This is a genomic window from Larkinella fluvii, assembly GCF_051857545.1.
In the GTDB taxonomy this organism is placed as follows: Bacteria; Bacteroidota; Bacteroidia; order Cytophagales; family Spirosomataceae; genus Larkinella.
Window position 1 is genome coordinate 26,338 of sequence record NZ_JBPZHB010000004.1, and the last position, 20,244, is coordinate 46,581.

17 protein-coding genes are annotated in these 20,244 nt (G+C 50.8%); 4 read left to right on the forward strand and 13 right to left on the reverse strand.

Features of this window, described 5'->3' with window-relative positions; translation table 11 throughout:
* Nucleotides 1–366 precede the first annotated feature (366 nt).
* The 4 genes from ACS5NO_RS10445 to ACS5NO_RS10460 all read right to left on the reverse strand — a co-directional run bounded on the left by ACS5NO_RS10445 (nucleotide 367) and on the right by ACS5NO_RS10460 (nucleotide 3,243).
* Nucleotides 367–1,050, reverse strand: coding sequence for a hypothetical protein (locus ACS5NO_RS10445; protein WP_439415098.1), 684 nt, complete (start codon nucleotides 1,048–1,050; stop codon nucleotides 367–369).
* A gap of 65 nt (nucleotides 1,051–1,115) precedes the next feature.
* Nucleotides 1,116–1,502, reverse strand: a complete 387-nt coding sequence (locus ACS5NO_RS10450; RefSeq protein WP_439415099.1) for a GntR family transcriptional regulator — start codon at nucleotides 1,500–1,502, stop codon at nucleotides 1,116–1,118.
* 2 nt (nucleotides 1,503–1,504) lie between these two features.
* Nucleotides 1,505–2,299, reverse strand: coding sequence for a hypothetical protein (locus tag ACS5NO_RS10455; RefSeq protein WP_439415100.1), 795 nt, complete (start codon nucleotides 2,297–2,299; stop codon nucleotides 1,505–1,507).
* Between the two features lie 110 nt (nucleotides 2,300–2,409).
* On the reverse strand, nucleotides 2,410–3,243 hold the full coding sequence (locus tag ACS5NO_RS10460) for an ABC transporter ATP-binding protein (RefSeq protein ID WP_439415101.1): 834 nt from the start codon (nucleotides 3,241–3,243) through the stop codon (nucleotides 2,410–2,412).
* 525 nt (nucleotides 3,244–3,768) lie between these two features.
* Here ACS5NO_RS10460 and ACS5NO_RS10465 point away from each other — a divergent pair.
* From ACS5NO_RS10465 to ACS5NO_RS10475, 3 genes are read left to right on the forward strand one after another with little or no spacing between them, the layout of a single operon-like run.
* Complete coding sequence (locus tag ACS5NO_RS10465) at nucleotides 3,769–4,134, forward strand: T9SS type A sorting domain-containing protein (protein ID WP_439415102.1); 366 nt, start codon at nucleotides 3,769–3,771, stop codon at nucleotides 4,132–4,134.
* 11 nt (nucleotides 4,135–4,145) lie between these two features.
* Nucleotides 4,146–5,273, forward strand: a complete 1,128-nt coding sequence (locus ACS5NO_RS10470; protein WP_439415103.1) for a sensor histidine kinase — start codon at nucleotides 4,146–4,148, stop codon at nucleotides 5,271–5,273.
* Nucleotides 5,270–6,049 carry a LytR/AlgR family response regulator transcription factor gene (locus ACS5NO_RS10475; RefSeq protein ID WP_439415104.1) on the forward strand — a complete coding sequence of 260 codons (780 nt, stop codon included), beginning with the start codon at nucleotides 5,270–5,272 and terminating at the stop codon, nucleotides 6,047–6,049. The genes ACS5NO_RS10470 and ACS5NO_RS10475 overlap by 4 nt, the downstream gene beginning before the upstream one ends.
* Here the strand turns inward: ACS5NO_RS10475 and ACS5NO_RS10480 are convergent.
* From ACS5NO_RS10480 to ACS5NO_RS10505, 6 genes are all read right to left on the reverse strand, one after another.
* On the reverse strand, nucleotides 6,027–6,668 hold the full coding sequence (locus tag ACS5NO_RS10480; RefSeq protein WP_439415105.1) for a hypothetical protein: 642 nt from the start codon (nucleotides 6,666–6,668) through the stop codon (nucleotides 6,027–6,029). The genes ACS5NO_RS10475 and ACS5NO_RS10480 overlap by 23 nt on opposite strands.
* Nucleotides 6,669–6,822: 154 nt before the next feature.
* The gene (locus ACS5NO_RS10485) at nucleotides 6,823–9,924 is read right to left on the reverse strand and encodes an efflux RND transporter permease subunit (RefSeq protein ID WP_439415106.1); all 3,102 of its coding nucleotides are present in this window, start codon (nucleotides 9,922–9,924) and stop codon (nucleotides 6,823–6,825) included.
* A gap of 118 nt (nucleotides 9,925–10,042) precedes the next feature.
* Nucleotides 10,043–11,092 (reverse strand): efflux RND transporter periplasmic adaptor subunit, encoded by a 1,050-nt coding sequence (locus ACS5NO_RS10490; RefSeq protein WP_439415107.1) that lies wholly within the window; start codon nucleotides 11,090–11,092, stop codon nucleotides 10,043–10,045.
* Between the two features lie 99 nt (nucleotides 11,093–11,191).
* Nucleotides 11,192–12,466, reverse strand: coding sequence for a TolC family protein (locus ACS5NO_RS10495; RefSeq protein ID WP_439415108.1), 1,275 nt, complete (start codon nucleotides 12,464–12,466; stop codon nucleotides 11,192–11,194).
* An 88-nt stretch (nucleotides 12,467–12,554) separates the two neighbouring features.
* Complete coding sequence (locus ACS5NO_RS10500; protein ID WP_439415109.1) at nucleotides 12,555–12,920, reverse strand: hypothetical protein; 366 nt, start codon at nucleotides 12,918–12,920, stop codon at nucleotides 12,555–12,557.
* A 455-nt stretch (nucleotides 12,921–13,375) separates the two neighbouring features.
* On the reverse strand, nucleotides 13,376–16,078 hold the full coding sequence (locus ACS5NO_RS10505) for a DUF5686 and carboxypeptidase regulatory-like domain-containing protein (protein WP_439415110.1): 2,703 nt from the start codon (nucleotides 16,076–16,078) through the stop codon (nucleotides 13,376–13,378).
* Between the two features lie 195 nt (nucleotides 16,079–16,273).
* Between ACS5NO_RS10505 and ACS5NO_RS10510 the strand changes: the two genes are divergently transcribed.
* Complete coding sequence (locus ACS5NO_RS10510; RefSeq protein WP_439415111.1) at nucleotides 16,274–17,635, forward strand: M24 family metallopeptidase; 1,362 nt, start codon at nucleotides 16,274–16,276, stop codon at nucleotides 17,633–17,635.
* A gap of 205 nt (nucleotides 17,636–17,840) precedes the next feature.
* Here ACS5NO_RS10510 and ACS5NO_RS10515 read toward each other — a convergent pair whose 3' ends face one another.
* From ACS5NO_RS10515 to fbaA, 3 genes are all read right to left on the reverse strand, one after another.
* Nucleotides 17,841–18,059, reverse strand: a complete 219-nt coding sequence (locus ACS5NO_RS10515) for a hypothetical protein (RefSeq protein WP_439415112.1) — start codon at nucleotides 18,057–18,059, stop codon at nucleotides 17,841–17,843.
* Between the two features lie 481 nt (nucleotides 18,060–18,540).
* On the reverse strand, nucleotides 18,541–18,693 hold the full coding sequence (locus ACS5NO_RS10520) for a class I lanthipeptide (protein WP_439415113.1): 153 nt from the start codon (nucleotides 18,691–18,693) through the stop codon (nucleotides 18,541–18,543).
* Nucleotides 18,694–18,956: 263 nt separating this feature from the next.
* Complete coding sequence (gene fbaA / locus ACS5NO_RS10525) at nucleotides 18,957–20,036, reverse strand: class II fructose-bisphosphate aldolase (protein WP_439415114.1); 1,080 nt, start codon at nucleotides 20,034–20,036, stop codon at nucleotides 18,957–18,959.
* Between the last annotated feature and the right edge of the window lie 208 nt (nucleotides 20,037–20,244).

A 20,244-nucleotide genomic window follows, 5' to 3' on the forward strand; every position in this document is an offset into this window, starting at 1 on the left:
GAGAGCATTGGCCGCGTAGGGACGGTCGGCCCCGAATGCCGTTGGCATGACCTTCTTGTAGCAGATGCCTGAACAAAAAGTGGACGAGTTCCGGAGGAACGACCCATTGGGCTTATTGGATGCGATGTCTACATAGGTCGTTCCTCCGGAACTGGCACCTGGCAACTCATTCCCATTTTCTACAAAATGATCATGCCTAACGGCATTGGCGGAAAGAGTAAACAAGAATTACTTATTTTCTACCGGTAGGCATAACCTACCGGTATGGACGTGTTGTTAAAACGACAGATTCCTATTTTCTTCAAGAAAGTTATAATGAGATTACGTATTCGGCTAATTGTCAATGCTATAATCGTATAATTAACTTTATTGAAGTTTCTTCAGCAAACCGCCCGGCACGTTCACGGTTGCCAGACTGTCGTTTTGCAGCGCGAGCGTCCCAAAAATATCGCGCTCGGCTTTGAAAACCGAACTGTCGCGGGAGATGATGAGGGCAGTGCCGACGCGGTTGGTCGGTTTGGTGTGCAGTTCGCTTCCCTGCTCGTTGGTTACCGTCAAATTTTCGATGGCTGAGTTCGTAAGCATGATGCCTGCGTTTTCCTGAACAATAGACAGCTTTTCAGTTTTGATATCCTTCAAGATACAGCTTATTCGCGTGGTGTACAAAGCCTGCAAGGCTGGGGTCATAATAATCGCTACAGGACTTGAATCGAACTTATAATACACACGGGATTGCCAGGAATTGGCAGGTGCCTGGTAGCGGATAATGAGGGTATCACCCTTCGACTGGAACGTAAAATCTGCTTTGTTTTTGTCCGGTAAATGAATGCCGAACTGAGTCCCGGTTTGCACACTCAGGAGTCCAATGCCCGTTTTGTTGCCTTCCAGTTTTAGAACCCGGAACGGTTTAATCGTCAGGGTCGAAAGACCATGGAAAGGGTTTTTGAAGTCGATCTTGTCGTATTCGGCCCTTAGTGCCAGATTGGTGCCGATCAGCGTCAGAAAACCAACGGTGAACAGCGCGATCAGAAGTTTATTACTTGTTTTCATATGCGGTTTGTGGTTTTTGGAGTAAAGACAGATACCGCAGGCGGTGATCAACTTTCCTTCACCGATTAGTCAATTTTAGTTGCGTCGAATTCGGTTTCGATGAATGCTTTATACCGCTCCTCAATCTCTTCGAGGCTGATGTTCAGCAGGTATACGTTGCGGAAAAAGTACGGTAGTTCGGTTTCCAGAAATTGTTCTTTTCGGTACGACTTGATGCGTTCTGCCGCTTCGTCGGCGGCAAAAAAACCGATGCCCCGTTTGTTGTAAATAATGTCTTTCTGCTGTAGAAAATCGTACGTCCGCATTACCGTATTGGGGTTGACTTCCAGTTCGACACCCAGGTCCCGAACCGAGGGAATCCGGTCGCCCGGCGGCCACTGACCCAGCAGGATTTTTTCGCAGACGTAATCGACAATTTGCAGGTAAATGGCTTTTTTATCCAGAAAATCCATACTTAAAGTTCTTTCTCTTTGAAACGTACGTAGGCAATATACCAGAGTGTAGGAATCATCAACAGTAAAATGGCATTGATAATCCATTTGGATGCACCGGCTAATTCGACCGAATACCACCGCCCATCCTGGGTAAAACTCACTTCCTGAAACAGCGTGAAACCGTAATGATCCCGTTCGGGAAAGAGCAGCTGAATGATAAAATCATTGACAAAGGCCACCGTAACGATAAGTAACGTAATCGCGAGAGCACCGGTTTTTACGAAGGGTAGCCTGACGAAAAAAATGGAACCCACAAAAAAGAAGAAAGGCGTTATGTAGGTTAGATATTTCAGAAACGGATCCATGTATGGTCCAATGGGATTGAGCAACTCATACTTTGGCGATGACGCTGGAAGGCGGGGGTTAATGATCGAGAAACAAATGCCTTCGACGGCGTAAAATACACCCAGAAAAACTGGTATAAATAAAATCAGCATCAGAAACGCGACCAGGTATTTTTCCAGTTGAGAGGCTGGTAGGGACAGATACGGAATTCCCCGGAGGGGTGTGCTCACCACCCGGAAGGATTCACTGGCAAACCAGGCTGAGGCACCACAAAAAAACAGGCCAAACAGAATGCCATGGTTTTGATACACATTGGTACTGAAGACCGTAATTCGGACGGCATTCGGCAACAACATGGCAATCAGGAGTCCGAACAGAAGGCCGGCACCCAGCAAATACGATTTAATGTGTTCGGTTAGGTGCAGTTTCAGCACCAGGCCGAAGCGGTGAAAAGTGAACGTTTGGTTCATGGGTCAGAAAAGAGAGGTGAGACAGGAGACGAAAGACAGCAGGGGGGCGGGGAGGCCCGAAAGGAGCGCAGCCAGCAGGATTTGGAGGATGGAGACGAAGCGCATAGCGGTTATTGGAAAAGATTTTTGATGCCCGCCCGGTTGGTGACAACGGCGTTGAAAAGCCGCTCCAGATCGACTTTGCTGTCTTCCTGCTCCGTGTTTTCCAGCACCACCGAATACCCGCGTAACGACGGTTCGGCGTATAGCACCCGATCGGTTTCGGTAACGCTGCTCAGCGAGCTGAACAACAGCCGGTCGCCGATGTCGGCCAGGGAATGATTCAGCAGGATTTCGTTTTCGTCGATGATGATGATGCCGTCGATGAGGTGATCCAGATCCCGGACCTGGTGGGTTGAAATGAGCATGAGCCGGTCGGGAGCAAGCGCCGAAGAGACAATTTTCCGAAACTGGCTTTTCGACGGAATATCGAGGCCGTTCGTCGGTTCGTCCATGATCAGCACCCGGGTGTTGGTGGCCAGCCCAAAACTGATGATGACTTTCTTCTTCTGACCATACGACATCGCCGTGAGCTTCTGATCCGGCGGAACGTCGAACTCCGAGAGGTATTTCCGAAACTGGCCTTCATCGAATTTCGGATAAAACGGCCCCATTGTGTCGATGTAGCGACTAAGCGAAACCGACGGCAGGTAGATTTCTTCCGGGATAAAATACAGTTCCTGGAAAAACGCCGGTTCCCGTTTGCGGGGCGTAAACCCGGCCACGTCGACGCTGCCCGCCGTGGGGTAGAGCAGGCCACCCATCAGCCGCAGCAGACTCGATTTACCCGCGCCGTTTTTACCCAGCAAGCCGTAAATGCTGCCCGGCTGCAGCGACAGATTCAAGTCCCGAAACAGCGGTTTTTTCGGCTTATAGCCAAACGTCAGGTTTTTGAGTTCGATCATCGTTATAGTGTACTAAGAATCTAATACACTACAAAGCAGCAAAAATGATTTTACAATATCAAGCGGTACGAAAAAAAACATCAATTACCGCACAGATTCAACCGCTCTAACGGGGCATTCATCTATGAAATTGGGGCATTCAGCGATTAAAAGGTGATAGCTATTTAAAACGGGTCTAACTTGGACGCTTTAAAGCGTTACGCGCTTTAGATAGTTTGTAATAATTGGTTTTATTTTGCACAATCCCCGGTATTCACCGGGGATTTGTCTTTTTTAATCGATTAAGCGAAGTGTAATTTCCTGCATTGTGATTTGAAAGGCCGCAGTCAGGCTGTTCTTTAAGAAGTTACGAATTTTCACTTTTCCCAGAATTGACGCTGGATTCTTCCCCCGAATAGGCCGATTCATCCGCCGGTTTTCGTCACTCATCCTCTTTTATTTTCCAGGGCAGGCTGCCGGGTGCAACTTTGTTTCAAGCAAACAAAATCAATCCCGTTTAAATCGCCGAGGAATCGGAACACAATCATGAAAAAAACAATCCTGTTGATGCTGGGTCTGGTAGCCGGAACCGCATCGTTCGCCCAAACGTCGTATGTTTCGCCCCTGGCCCAATCGTCCGAAAGCATTTTCCTGACGGCCACCGATCAGAAAATCAAGCTGTTCATTGAACCCAAAACCGAAGCGGCCACCATCCTGATGCGCGATCAGAACGGCCATGTGCTGTATCGCAAAACCGTAGATTTGCAGAAAGGACTTCGTCAAAACTTCGACATCTCGGGTCTGGCGAGCGGAGCCTATAGTTTGAGCATCGTGACGGGTAAAACGACCGTTGAAAAAGCTTTTGCCATTCAGGAAAAAACCATCGAAAAATACATCACCTTTGGTTCCTGATCTTGTTTCGCATGAAGGCACCGGGTTCTGACCACCTTACGATCTGGCAGAAGGCGCAACTCGCCCTGAGCATTTTCGTTATCTACTGGCCGATTCGGCTCTACATGAACATCGATCAGATCAATGGGTCGTTTCTGGTAAGTTCCCTGCCTTTCTGGGCACTCGAAATACCGCTGACGATCTTCTTTTTCTTCTGCTGGGTTCTGGTCACCGACTGGCTCCAACAACGGGTGTTGCAGTGGTTTGGCTCCCGGGCGCTGGTGGAAATGAAACTTCCCGTTCAGATCGGCATTCTGCTCGTTGCCAGTGCGTTGGCGGTAGTTTTTAACGGCGGTTTTAACCAGATTCGGGCGGGGATGGCCGATTCGCTCAACCTGCAGTTTCCGCCCGCTGGTCACCGCCCGCCCGTCGAGCAATGGCTCCGCAGTGGTGGGGGCGGAAACCGGAACCAGCGGCAAAAGATGAACAATGGCATTACGGTCATGGCAATGCTGTCGGCGTTCTACCTGGCGGCCAACCGTCGATCCGGCGCCCGGATGCTCGAACTGGAAATTCAGACCGAACGGCTGGAGAAAGAATCGGCGCAGGCCCAGTTTATGGCCCTCAAAAATCAGGTAAATCCCCATTTTCTCTTCAACAGCCTCAGCATTTTGTCGTCGCTGGTCGAGGTCGATGCGAAGCTTTCGGTGCAGTTTATCAATCGCCTTTCCAAAGCCTACCGGTATATTCTGGAGCAGCGCGACAACGAGCGGACCCGTTTACAAACGGAGCTGGATTTCATCGACGCCTACACGTTTTTGCTCAAAATTCGCTTTGATGAAAAGCTTCAGGTGGTGATAAGCGTTTCGGAAACCGAAGCAAACCGGTATGCCATCGCGCCCCTGACCCTGCAATTGCTGATCGAGAACGCGGTGAAACACAACCAGATGTCGGCGCAAAAACCGCTGCTGGTGTCGATTTATACGGAAGGCGAATACTTGATCGTCGCCAATCCCTTGCAACTTCGTCCGCAGAACGATACCTCGACGGGCGTGGGCCTTCAGAATATCATGAACCGGTATGCCTTGCTGACCGACCGGCCGGTTTGGGTGGGTGAGCAGGACGATCAGTTTGTCGTTAAAATTCCCCTGTTACCATGAACGTGCTGATTATTGAAGACGAAAAGCTGACCGCTCAGCGGCTGGAGAATCTGCTGCATACCTATGACCCGACGATTCAGGTGCTGGCCCAAATCCCGTCAGTTGCCGAAACCGTTCGCTGGTTTGAGACCCATCCGATGCCGGATCTGGACCTGGTTTTCATGGACATTCACCTGGAAGATGATCTGGGATTTCGGATTATCGAGCAGGTGAAGCTGACCACGCCGATTGTCTTTACGACGGCCTACGATGAATATACACTCCAGGCTTTCAAGGCCAACAGCATCGATTACCTGCTCAAACCCATCGATTACGATGAACTGGTGGCCGCCATTGAAAAATACAAAGCGTTCCGGTGGGCGTTTTCGGAACCGGCTCCGCCCTTGCCCGACTTTTCGGCGGTGCTGAACCTGCTGGGACAGGCCCGTCCGACGGCCTATAAAGAGCGGTTTATGATCACGGTGGGTACGAAAATCCGGAGCATCGAAACCGCCACCATTGCCTACTTCTTTTTTGAAGCCAAAGCCACCTTTCTGACCACCCGCGACGGCCAGAATTTCGCGCTTGAATACAGCCTCGACAAACTGGTAAGCCTGCTGGACTCCCGGCAGTTTTTTCGTGTAAACCGTTCCTTTCTGGTCAGTTTACCCGCCATTCGCACCATTCACGCTTTTTCCGGGGGCAAACTGAAGCTGGAACTGGAGCCGAAAGCGCGGCAGGAGGTGTTTGTCAGTGGCGACCGGATCACGGATTTTAAAGTGTGGCTGGGGCGCTGAAAAACGGTTTGTTCTCCCATTTCCGGTAGCGGATGAAGCCCCAGATGTCTTTGAAAAATTCCGGATACAGGGTGGTGCCGACGCTGTAGTAGGTGCCGTTGTAATGCTGACTGACATTAGTCTGAAAAACCGAGTAGCGATAACCAAGCTGGGCGCTCAGGCCGATCCAGCGCGAAGCCTTCCACTGCCCGTAAACCCCGATTTGAACCGGCATAAAAAAGTCCCGGCGGGAGTTACCCCGTAAGGTATCCGTCTGGGTGTCCTGGCGAACGACCGACGCTTTTCCTGCGCCAATTTCGACGGGAATACTGAACAGCCACCGGCGGTTGTTGATGGGATTACCCCAGAACATCAAACTGCCGTAGGCCATATCGGTTTTGGTGTAATACTCGATATTCAGTCGTTTGGCGGCATTGCGGTGCCAGTTGATCAGCCGCAGATAGGAATTGTAAGACAACCAATAGTAGCCAACCGTCACCTGATGGCGTTTCTCACCAAACACGATTCCGGTGTTGACTCCCCAGACATTGACCGGCTGCCGGTTGACAAACGAATTCCGAAAATCAAGGTTGAGCGTCCACCGAACCGGATACCGCGTTGGTTTGACCACAGAATCCACAGGAGCTTGGATTGCAACGCTTTGGGCGCAACCGATCGTTCCTTTCCACCAAAAAAGTCCGCAAAGAATCAAAAATGCTTTCATGTCGTCAAGACAAAACCCGCCAAAGTTGGCGGGTCTGTACCGATTCTCTTAAAACATTGCCAAAATATTTTTAAACGGGCGCCAGGGTTTTCGGCCGATAGAACACATAAAAGACCAGTGGAAAGATGAAAAGCGTCAAAAACGTGGCGGTTATCAGACCACCGATGACCACAATCGCCAGCGGTTTGGAGGTTTCGGAACCGATGCCGGTGGAAATGGCCGCCGGAATGAGCCCAATAGCCGCCATCATCGCCGTCATCACCACCGGCCGCACCCGCGAAATCACGCCCTGTTTAATGGAATCGTTGAGACTGAGTCGGTTGTGCAGGTTTTTCTTGAAAACCGAGATCAGAATCACCCCGTTCTGAATACAGATTCCGAACAGCGCAATGAAGCCAATCCCGGCCGAAATGCTGAAATTGACGTGGGTGATGAGCAGTGCCGCAATGCCGCCGATGATGGCAAACGGCACGTTGAACAACACCAGCCCGGCATCTTTGACGTTGCCAAACAGCACGAACAGAATGAAGAAAATACCGAGCAAGCTGAGTGGAACCACCTGTTCCAGCCGGGCGGTGGCCCGTTGCTGGTTTTCAAAGTCCCCCGCCCATTTGATCGAGTAGCCCTGGGGTAGTTTGACGTTGGCCGTCACTTTCTGCTGCGCTTCCGTCACGGCACTTCCCATGTCGCGGCCCCGAACCGAAAACTTCACCGCGCCGTAGCGTTGGTTGCCTTCGCGGTAGATCAGGATCGGGCCGGTTTGGGTGTAGATTTTGGCGATTTCCTTGATTGGAATCTGCGAACCGTTGTTGGTTGGCACCATCAGATTGCCAATTTCGGCTTCGTTGGAGCGAAACGGCTGGTCGTAGCGAATCCGGAGGTCAAACTTCCGTTCGCCCTCGTAAATCTGCGTCGCGGCTTTTCCGCCGATGGCCATTTCGACTACGGTTTGGGCGTTGGCTTTATCGACGCCGTAGAGCGCTAACTTCTGTTCGTCCAGCTCGATCCGCAGTTCCGGCTGACCAATGTTGCGGATCACGCCGAGGTCGGTGATGCCATTGACGGTGGCCAGTTGCTTCTGAATTTCGTTGGATTTATGTTCCAATGTGTACAAATCCGGGCCGTAGACTTTGACCGCAATCGAACCTTTGACGCCCGAAACCGCTTCGGCCACGTTGTCCATAATCGGCTGCGAAAACCCGAAATCGACGCCCGGAAAAACCGCCAGCTTTTTCTGCATCTGACTGATGAGTTGCGCTTTTGTTATCCCACTTTTCCATTCTTCTTTCGGGAAAATGCTGACCAGAAATTCGATGTTGTAAAAACCGGTGGGATCAGTGCCGTCGTTGGGTCGGCCGGTTTGCGAAATGACGCCTTTCACTTCCGGAAACTGCTCGAAAACGTGCCGCATTTGCGTGGTCAGTTTGACTGATTCGGGCAATGAAATGCTCATCGGCATACTGGCCCGGACGTAAATCGAGCCTTCGTCCAGTTCTGGCAAAAACTCTGTTCCGAGTAATTTGAAACCCGACAAACCCACCACCACGAGACCTAAGGCAAAAAGTAGACTCAGTTTTTTGTGCGCAAACGTGAAGCCAAAGGTTTTGGTCGCGTATTTCGTGATGACGTTGACCACCGGATTGTGTTTTTCCCGAACGTTGGTTTTCAGTAGAAAACTCGCCAGAACCGGTACGAGCGTCAGGGTGAAAATCAACGCGCCGAGTAAGGCAAAACCGAGTGTCCAGGCCAGCGGGGAGAACATTTTGCCTTCCACTTTCTGAAACGAAAAGATGGGAATCAGGCAGGTGATGATGATCAGTTTGGAGAAGAAAATCGCCTTGCCCATTTCCGTCCCGGTTTTGCGCAACACGCTGAGTTTGGCGAGTTTGTTGAATTTCGGCATTCCGTTGTGCAATGCCATTTCGTCCAGCGTGACAAAGATTCCTTCCACCATTACCACCGCGCCGTCGACAATAATCCCGAAGTCGATGGCCCCCATCGAGAGCAGATTGGCCGACATGCCTTTCAGCCGCAGACAGATGAACGCGAAGAGCAACGCCAGCGGAATGACGATGGAGACAATGATCGTGGTTCGCCAGTCGGCCATGAACAGGAAAACGATGACTGTCACGAAAACGAGTCCTTCAATCAGGTTATGCGTCACTGTGTGCGTCGCAAAATGAATCAGGGTTTCGCGGTTATAGAACGTGTCGATTTGAACGTCTGCTGGCAAAATGCTGGTATTCAGTTCGTTGATTTTCGCTTTGACGTTTTCAATCACCTCGCTGGGGTTTTCGCCCTTGCGCATCACGACGATACACTCGACAACATCGTTCTGGTTGTCGCGCCCGGCCTGACCCAATCGCGGCAACGCCGATTCCGAAACCTGGGCCACGTTGCGCACCATGATCGGTGTTCCGTTGGCGTTTTTGATGATGACGTTGCCAATGTCCTGGCTGTTTTTCAGCAACCCGATGCCGCGAACGACGTAGGCTTCTGAATTTTTCTCGATCACATCACCGCCGACGTTGACGTTGGAATTGGCGACGGCCTGGTACAATTGCAGGGGCGTAATGCCGTAGTCGAGCAACCGGCGCGGATCGACCGAGATTTCGTACGTCTTCGCTTCGCCCCCGAAACTGACGACATCCGCCACGCCCGGCACGCTTTTGAGCTGACGTTCCACTACCCAGTCCTGCATGGTTTTCAGTTCGCGGCTGGTGCGGGTGCTGCTTTTGAGGGTATAGCGGAAAATCTCGCCGGTTGGGCCGTAGGGCGGTTGCACATCCGGTTTGACGCCATCAGGAATGTCGATGCTGCCCAACAGATTGTTGACCTGCTGACGGGCAAAGGCATCGTCGACACCGTCTTCAAACATGATTTTGACGACGGATAAACCAAACAGCGTGGTCGAGCGGATGTCGGTTTTTTTCTGAACCGAATTCAATCCAATCTCAATCGGAATCGTCACAAACTTCTCAATTTCTTCCGCACTCCGGCCCGGCCATTGCGTGATGATGGTAATCTGGGTATTGGTGACGTCCGGGAAAGCTTCAATGGGCGTGTTCTGGTAGCTGACAAAACCCGCAACCACCGCTAATGCCGTCAGGAAGAAAATAAAAAACCGGTTCTTCAGCGAGAACGAGATGATATTTTTGATGAACTTGTTCATGTTGTTCAATGAGTGATTTGTGATTGAGCGAATGAGTGAATAAGCTTCGCTGTGATGAGGTCATGAGTAAAACCGCACACCAGCAGCTCACTCAATCGCTCAATCACAAATCGCTCAATTAGTTTCCTAAGGCATTGTAAATCAGCAGTTGATTTTGTTTCACGACCCGGTCGCCGGGTTTCAGGCCGCTGTTGAGGTAGGTGATGTCGCCGATGGTTTTGAAAAGATCGACTTCGCGCACCACCGGCTGATTCCGGGAGTTGACGGCCACGACGAAATTGCGGCTTTTGTCGAACACAATGGCTTTGGCCGGGATGCCAACCCGTTGTTCGTGACCGGCATACTCAACGCGCACATTGGCGAACATTTCCGGTTTCAGCGTAAAATCTGCATTCAGTAATGTCACCCGCACTTTCATGGTTTTGCTTTCGGGGTCCAGGACGCTGAAGATTTTATCGATTTTTCCTTTAAAAATCCGGTCGGGGTAGGAGAGGGTAGTGATCGTCGCATGGAAGCCTTCTTTCACGTTGGCCAGATCCGATTCGTAGACGTTGGCCAACACCCAGACTTGGTCGAGGTTCGAAATCGTGAACAGATTTTCGGGATCATCCGAGCGGAGTTCCATGCCCTGAGCCGCATTTTTTTCAACCACAAAACCGTCAACCGGGGCTTTTACAACATAAATGGAACCCGAACCGCCAAGAATGCTTTTGCGCTCCGCCACCCGATTGACTTCACCCTGAGCGGCTTGCATCTGTTCGCGGGCGGCAATGAGGTCTTTCTGGGCCGTCAAACCGGCTTTCGACATGTCTTCCGTTACCTGAAGGTTTTTCCGGGCTACGGCCAGTTGCCCTTTCGCCGAAATGGCCTGCTGGGCCAGATCCGCCATGTCGCCGGAACGAATGATGGCCAGTACCTGACCGCGTTTCACGTAATCGCCGAGGTCGGTTTTGACCTCTTCGATGTGCCCGCCCACCAGCGGAAACACTTTCACCACCTTGTCCTGGTTGAAGGTGATTTTGCCGGTCAGGTTCAGTTCGTTGTTGACGGGCAGCAGCCGGGCCGTATCCAGTTTGGCAGTGGCCAATAGATTGACTTTCTGCGTTGTTGCTTCGTCGGCGTTGTCTTCTGGATTGGCTGAGGACTGGCATCCGGCCAACCCGATCATAAGAAGAAAGGCCGTTAAATACCAAGCCGGATGGGTTGAAAATTTCAATGTTTTTAAGAGATGCTTCGTTTGCATGACCGTGCGGATTAAAACCGTTGCTTATTTCGTGAATAGGGTGGTACCAACGGCAAAATTGAGTTCTTCCAGACTTTGCATCCGGTCGTTTTGCAGTTGGTTGTATTGAATCTGGCTGGATTTGAAGGAGTCGAAGAAGTCCAGAAATTCGACCACGTCGATGTTTTGTTTCCGGTAATTGGTCGTGACGCCCTCGATCAGGCGGCTAAAGTCGCCATTGAATTTCTGGTCGAATGTGCGGTACACCTGATCGGTTTGCTGCACTTTTTTAAACGCCCGTTGCACATCGCTTTCGACCTGAACTGTGTAGGCATCCGTGGCCTGCTGGCTGCTCTGCATCCGGATGGCAGCGGCTTTGATGTTGCCTTGATTTTTGTTGAAAACCGGCAGATTGATGCCAACGCCGATCCCCACGTAGTTTGGAATGTAGCCCGCATTGCGATCATAAGTGGCCTGCACCGACAAATCCGGAACCGCCATGGCCTTCTGCAACGCCAGATTCTGCTTTTCCTGAATGGCCTGGTCCCGGAACGCTTTCAAATCGTAGCGGTTTTCTTCAGCGGTTTTAATCAGCTCATTCAGATTGAGTTGACCGACGGCAGGCTGAACGGCCTCCGTATTTTCCAGCACGGGTTGTAGGGTGAGTGAAGGGCTGGCATTCAGTAAGACAGCCAGATCGGCCTGGTCGTCGGTCAATTTCCGGAGCAGTTGCTGGCGCTCGGAGGTCAGATTGAACAGGTAGGCTTTCAACCGGGTCAGGTCTTTCAGCGGCACATTGCCTTTGTCGTATTGCTGCTGAAATAAGCTGACGGTTTGCCGGAGCGTGCCGGTTTCCTGTTCGTACACCTGGAGCGCCTGCTGCGTATAATACAGGTCGTAAAACGTGGTTCGTAGCTGGTAGTTGAGCGTCCGCAACAAGTCGTAAAACCGGTCGTTGGCCAGCTCGGTATTGGTGCGGGCAATCGCGAGTTGTTTGTTCCGTTTGCCAGCCAGCAGCAGCAATTGCTGCAATTGGACTACCTGCTCCGAATTCCGCTGCCGGACTGGCATTACTTCCTTCGTCTGGGCATTGTACGGCATCTGTTCAACGTAGAGGCTTGGATTGTTCCAGAGTTTCGCCTGAAACTCGTAGGCCTGGTTTTCATTGATGCCCAGTTTGGTCGCCATCAGTTGCAAATTGTTCTGACGGAACTGTGCTTCGGCCTGGGCGAGTGTCAGCCGCAGGGTATCGCTTTGTGCAAACGAAACCATTGGACAACTGACCAAGCACCCAAACACGAAAAGAAGAATCCTTTTCATGATGAATTGTATGTATGTTTTAAGAGCGTACTGCGCCGGATGGCGGTAAAGAATTGGGAGGCACTGGGGCAAAATCAGCCCGGAGATTTTAAACCGAAGGGATGCGTAACGAACAGAATAACAGGTAGTAAGGCTGAGATAGCCCCACCCGTGTGGTAACCGTAATCCGCAAAATGGGTTGGAGCAGCACCAGCGCCATCAGCAGACCCGGCAAAGCAACCGGAAGTGACGGCAAAAAATCAGAAGTGACGCGCAGCGAGGTTTGCTCGTCTTCGTCCTGAACCAGAAAAACGGCTGAGTCGGGAATCGGATGGGTTTTGTGGGTATCCCGGAGAACGGTCGTCTGGACGTTTGGCGCTGCGGTAAAAACCGAGTCGGCTACCGCCGGGTAGACCCGGAATAGTACCGCCCAAATCAGGCTGACCGTTAGCGTTATGTGGTGGATAAGACCCATTGTCTGGCTTTGCTTGCCACAAACTAAGCCCGACGGGATTTAAAGCGAATGAAATTTTTGTTAAAAGGGCGTTAAAAATACCCTGTTAGCACCGGGCCGTCGATACGGTCGAAGACCCTGACAGCGGTATTTTTAACGCCCTTTTACGTCTTTTTGAATAGGCGGTTTTAGGTGAAATGCCGCTTTTAAAGGTTTTTAGGGTATTTTAATTCGGATTTAACTTGCCTCCATTCACCGTTATCACTCGCGAAACGCGATCGACAACGGTGAATTTTAAAATGCGGATTGTATTTTGCCCCGGCGGGGCATACTGTCAATAGTTAAATTATGCCGTCAATAGAAAAAGCTCCGGCGGAGCGTCCTGAAAATAAAGGACGCTCCGCCGGAGCTTTGGAATTTTCCAGCGTTGTTGTTCTATTGACAGAAAACTCCGCCGGAGTTATTAAACGAATCGGTTACCGGAACTTCAGCGTCGTTCCGATCCGGAAACCGAGTTTCTGGTACTGCCAATCCTGCCACTGCGAAATCACCTCCACCCGGAAAAACGGGAAAATGCCCGGAATCAGGCCGTCGAGGGCATAACCGACTTCGGTGTAATTTTTGGAATTGGGAGTGCCGAGGTAGTGGACAAACAGGTTTTCTTTCAAACCGGTCAACCGAACGAGCGTTAGTTGGGTAATCAGGAATTTGCGGTATTCCATCAGCACGTGGCCTTCCACAAACCGCTTTCCGGTGCTGTACTGATAATACGGTAACATCCTGAAAATGGACGTCGGATCGCCCTGTTGCAGGAAAAACTCGTTGCCCTGAAAATGCTTGAAATCCGGGAAGAAGACGGTTTTGTCGTTCAGAAAACCGCCCGCCGACACATTATAGCTCAGGCGACTCCGAATACCGGTTTCGAACGAATGACTCAGACCGGCCTGGACAAAATCATAATCCACATCACTCACTTCGGTGTTACCGGAATTGAACGGAATCCCTTTCCGATAGTTTAGCGTCAGTTCGGGGCTGTTGTTGCGACTTGCCACCCGCCGACCGTTTCGAATCCGGTAGCGGGTAGCCGCCAGTTTTCCCGAAACCGCCAGATTGAGCGTCAGCGCCTGATTCACCGGAAAAGCCGCAGAGCCCAGTTCGGCGTTGGTCGGCCGGTTGGGGCTGTAACTGAACTGATTCCAGTCGATCCACGGTTTCAGGTTCTCCTTATAATTCGCCAGTTCCGTTCGTTCGGCGTATTCCAGACTCCCCGAAACCGTGATCCGGTTCTCGAACGGACGGGCCGAAACGCCCAGGCGCAGGAAGTCGCGCTGATACAATTTGGCGTAATTTTTTTCGAAAAGTAACGACGTCACCGAATTGAGGAACGGACTAATCGGCTCGTTGGGATTAAACTGGTTGACCCAGCGCCCGCCCATAATGCCGACGCTGGTACCTTTATAGGTGTAGCCCATACTTCCCGTACCGATCAACCGCTTTATCCCAAATTCGTAGCGTCCCGCTCCGCCAATCGTCAGGTCGGGCGTCGGTTTGTTCACCACCCGTCGGCGGGTGGAGTCGCGTTCTGGTTTTCGGAGGAAATACCGCAGTCGTAGTCCCATATCAAAGGTGTAACCTTCCACCGTGTTGTAATAAATTTTCTGGAGCGGGCTGTCCCAGGTGAGTGCGGTACGATTCGTGAAATTCCAGGTGTTGCCCGAAATCAACTGGCCTGGTTTGAAGGTTTTGCTCGACCGGTTTTTCTTCGTCGAATCCCGAACGGCTTTGGTGCTGTCTTTCTGCACTTCAATTTTTCGGACAATTTTTAGGCTGTCCCGCTTGACGTAACTGATTCGTTCGGCCGAGGTCAGCGGAACCGTCCGCAGGGAATCCCAGAACGCGTTGCTGCGTTTACCGGCCAGCGAGTCGACAACCGTGGAATCGTTGCGGGAAACTTCGACTTCTTCCTTACGTTCTTTCTTGGCCTGGTATTCCTGTTTTTCGTATTCTTTTAGCAGCTTTTTGAAATCTTTGGTCGAATATTCCTTCTGTTTGGCAATTTTATCCTCCAGTTTTTGTCCTTTTATATCCTTGTTGGAGAGCAAAACCGCCGGTTTTTCAAACTTCTCGTCCACAATTTTAACATCCTCTACAAACGCCGGATTGACTTTCAAACTGTTAAACGTCTGGCTGATAATGAATTGGGCATTGCCGGCCGCCCCCATAATTTTGCCGTCCAGGTTATACCGCTGATTGACCGGCAACCAGACGTTTTGCACCGGGCTGTAGACCTGCCGGATTTTGATGTCGAAACCCAGCGGATTGCGGGTTTCCAACTGCAAACTGTGAATGGCCCAACTGTTTTCAATGATGAAAATATACCCCCGAAAAACGCCTTCGCCGTAGGCCCGAGGGTTGACCTGAATCTTGCTGACGTCGATGCCGCGCTCGCTGAATGTGCCCTGGTATTCAAATTTGTAGTAGGCAAACGCTTTCGGCGACAGGGGCGAAACCGCGTTATTGACCTCCGGGCGGTAGAAACTCGTCAGGAAATAATCGCTCACCGAAATGTTGTCGCCCATCGAATTACGGGTTGCCATCAGGCGGTAACGGTAGGTATTAGGCTGTTTGAACGTCACTTCCGAAACCGATTCGTATAGCATCGGAACGCCGATCTTAAAACCTTCCTTTTCGGCTTCCTTCAACTGTTTCCTGTACATGAACTGCATCGGCAGATCCGTAATCGTGAAGGTCGTTTTGGTATAGGCTTTGGCCGTGTAACTCATCACCTGCAACTCGTGGTATCGGGCTTTGGCAATGGCCCGGCGCATGATGCTGTAGGCGGGGTCTTCCTTGCCTTCTCGGGCCTGCACTTCCTGCAGGCGAAAGGCCTGTTCCTCCATGGTCACGTCGATGGTTTGCCAGTCGCTGCCGATTTCGACGGCTTTTTCCTGCGCCTGAAAGCCCAAATACTGGAAAACCACGGCGTATTTGCCCGGTTTTAACGGCACTTCATACCGGCCTTCCGAATTGGTAATGGCCCCGCTCGACGTTCCCTTGACCACGATAGCCGCGTAGGGCAACACCTCGCCTTGGGTCGTTTTGATCGTTCCCCGGATGCCCTGAGCCGGTACCAGTTTTACAAAAAAAAGGATGGAAAGAATCGTAAGCGTGTATTTCATAAGTATACGGTAAGCAAACGGAGTGGAAAATAACCATTCTGCCCCACGGAGGCAACCTATTTGTAACGGTTTTTTCGGCAGACAGCGGTATATGAAGCGATCTATTTTCCTGCAAGATGCCGAAATATAGCCAACCGTTGCTCACCAGAGCGGAAAATCCGTATTTTTAACGAATAATAACATTTCACTTCATCTATGCACCACCGTCTCCTTTCGCTCTTTCTACTTCTTTTTTCGGCCTGCGGTTTAGCCGCCCAACCGCTTTCCCCTTCCACCATCCTGAACGAACGCGAACGGGCGCGCGTGGTCGATGAAATCCTGGAAGACCGCTTCAACAACCTGCTGCCTCAGTTGATGCGCCGGGAGGGCATCGATATGTGGGTGATTATTTCGCGGGAATACAACGAAGACCCGGTTTTGAAAACCATGTTGCCCAGCACGTGGCTGTCGGCCCGACGCCGGACGATCATGGTTTTTTTCGATCAGGGGGGCGATAAAGGCGTGGAAAAACTGGCGATTGCCCGCTATGATGTCGGCAATCTGCTCAAAGGGGCCTGGGACATCGACGTCCGGCCCAACCAGTGGGAGGCCCTGGTAAAAATTATTCAGGACCGGAAACCGAAGAAAATCGCGCTGAACTTCTCCAAAAACTACGCCCACGCCGACGGCCTGACCTTTACGGAACACGGTGAGTTTCTGGAAAAATTACCGGCTGACGACCAGAAAAAGCTGGTGTCGGCGGAGAAGCTGTCGGTCGGCTGGCTGGAAACGCGGACGGAGAAGGAAATGGCCATTTACCCGCTCATTTGCCGGTTGTCGCACCAGATTATTCAGGAAGGCTTCTCGGAACAGGTCATTCAGCCCGGCGTCACCACGACCGAGGATGTGGTGTGGTGGTTTCGCCAGCGGATTACCGAACTGGGCCTGGAAACCTGGTTTCATCCCACGGTGGATGTGCAGGGGAGCGGGTCGCCCAAAGACTTCGATCACCTCAAAACCTTCTCCAAACGCCCCGCCGGCCAAGTAATCATGCCGGGCGATCTGCTGCACGTCGATTTTGGCATCACCTACCTGCGGCTCAATACGGATCAGCAGCAACATGCCTACATTTTGCGCCCCGGCGAGACCGAAGTGCCGGAAGTGCTGCGCAAGGCCTTTCAGCAGGGAAACCGGTTGCAGGACATCCTGACTCAACGGTATAAGGCTGGAAAAACCGGGAATCAATTGCTTCTGGAAGCCCTGGAGCAGGCGAAGAAGGAGGGCATTCGGGGTACCATTTACACGCATCCCATTGGTGTTCATGGTCATGCGGCTGGCCCGACCATCGGGATGTGGGATCAGCAGAGTGGGGTTCCCGGCTCGGGTGATTATCCACTGTATGCGAATACCGCCTATTCCATTGAACTGAATGCGGCAGTCGATGTGCCGGAGTGGAAAAAAACCGTGCGGATCATGCTGGAAGAAGACGGTTTTTTCGACGGACAGAATTTTCGGTATATCGACGGTCGGCAGACCGAGATTTTTACCATTCCCCGCAAATTATCGTATGTGAAATAAGACAATCGACGGCGTAGGATATTGTTGTGTGAATGGTGGTTTTGGAATGGGGAGAATTAAAGTTAAAACGCAATGTTCGGCGATATGATCAGTATATTATGTTTTTAATTTCACTCGTAATCATACCTTAAAACCACATCGGAATGAATGATGGTGAGGTGAAGATTTTACTTCTTCTCAAGATTAAAAAAAGATGTGAAGGTGTTTAATCAGTACCGATTTTAACGAATTTTTTTCGACAGCCCAGGCAACGGTAGGTACGGGTGGGAACATAAAACAAAAGGCTCTTGACGAGCAGGGAGCGGGGAATGCGTTCTGCTGCCGACTGATCCCGACCGCAGTGCGGGCATTCTTTCGTTGTCGTAAATCTACGGGAAATGGACATGACGTTCAGCGTCATGGATAAAAAAGATAAAGTTTTCATGGCACGTTTCGTAATGTTCCCTCAAGATACAGAATACGGAAGTATTGCGATTACCTACACCCGAAGATAAATAGTAAATTCTTGATTAGTTTTTAGAAATTCCTCATTCCGTTCAATGCACTTGAAAAATAATCCTTGGAGTCGATCGGGTTGTCCCTACTTTAATGTAGAAAGGGTAGTGGTAAGTAACTAACCAATAGGTTACTAAAAAACCGCTATGTAATAATACAAACGTAGAAAAACCGGGATTTAAATGCGGTAATTGCTCATTCTTAATTGCTTTTTACGCGTGAATTAGAAGCAACTGTCGGACTTGTTTATTCCGAAGATCAGGGTGTTTTCAAAAGCGTTACTATGGATGGCAAGACGGGGCTGTACGTTAGGAAACAAAACAGCCGGGGTGTTCACCCATAAAACGGTGAACACCCCGGCCTTACCGATGCCGGACTAATCATTTGGGCAATCGTTCCAGAATCGCAGTTTATACCCGAACCGGACAGCCTGGGGTATTGCTTCCGCAGATATCTTTGGAAATCAGTTGCGGGCGGCCACCGGCAATGTTTTCAGCCTGCGATTTCGACAAAGCGACAATTTGGTCGGTTTTCAGCGTGAGTTTTGATGGTTGCTTTTTCATAGTATTGTGTGGTTGTGAGTGCCTACTCTAAGCGGTTTTCGGCGGTCCCCGGTGTGATTAACGACTCAAAATTGCACCGGAAAAGGGGCGTTTTGTCAACCTACAGCACCGCACAGGACGAAATGGGGGAATGATCGGCCGAAAAGAAAGTCTGACCAGATGAATGAGCGAACGGTCGGGTTCGTCCGGTAAAGGCACAAAAAAAAGAGTTACCAGTCTTCCGACTCATAACTCTTCATTCATAACTCATAACTCTTACTTCCTTACGCCAGTCGGTTGATGCAGTTCAGGTCTTCGAAAGCCACTTTCAATCGGCTTACCAGACTTTCTTCGCCCTTGCGCAACCAGACGCGCGGATCGTAGTATTTTTTGTTGGGAGAATCCGCACCTGCCGGGTTGCCAAGCTGACCCTGCAAATAATCTTTGTTGGCTTCGTAGTAGTTTTTAACCCCTTCCCAGGTAGCCCACTGAATATCGGTATCGATGTTCATCTTGATGGCACCGTAACGGATGGCTTCCCGGATTTCTTCCCGGCTTGAACCCGATCCGCCGTGGAAAACGAAGTTGACGGGCAGCGGGCCGGTACTGAATTTCTCCTGAATATAATCCTGCGAATTTTTCAGAATGATCGGCGACAGCTTCACATTCCCCGGTTTGTAAACACCGTGGACGTTTCCGAAAGCTGCGGCAATGGTGAAATTCGGAGAAATCTTCGACAGTTCTTCGTAGGCATATGCTACTTCCGAAGGCTGGGTATACAGTTTCGAATCATCAACGTCCGAGTTATCGACGCCGTCTTCTTCACCACCCGTTACGCCCAATTCAATTTCCAGCGTCATGCCGATTTTGGCCATCCGTTCGAAATATTTGGCGCAGATTTCGATGTTCTCTTCGATCGGTTCTTCCGACAAATCGAGCATGTGAGAGCTGTACAGCGGTTTTCCGGTTTGGTCAAAATGCTTCTCACCCGCTTCCAGCAGGCCGTCGATCCAGGGCAGCAATTTCTTGGCGCAGTGGTCGGTATGCAGAATCACGGGGACACCGTATAATTCCGCGATGTTATGAATGTGCAGGGCTCCGGAAATCGAACCGGCAATGGCCGCCTGTTGATTGGTGTTCGACAGGGTCTTTCCCGCGTAGAAAATACCACCACCGTTCGAGAACTGGATGATAACCGGCGAGTTGACGGCTTTTGCGGTTTCCAGCACAGCATTGACGGAGTTGGTCCCGACAACATTGACCGCCGGAAGCGCATAGTCATTTTCGTTGGCATGACGGAAAATTTCGGTGACGCCTTCGCCCGTTATCACACCGGGCTTAAATCGGCTGGCTACTTCGCTCATAGTCAATAGGAATAAAATAGATTGCGTAAAGAAAAAATAGGCTGATTTCGAGATGGTTAACCCGCAACGAATTCAGGCTGCAAAGTACGATTTATTTTCTGAAAAGTTGTTTCGCGGAGTTGAGCGGAGGTAAGCAGAGTCGAGCGGAGTAGTTTTTTCTCTGCTTATCTCCGCTCAACTCCGCGAGACAACCGTATCTTCTTTACCT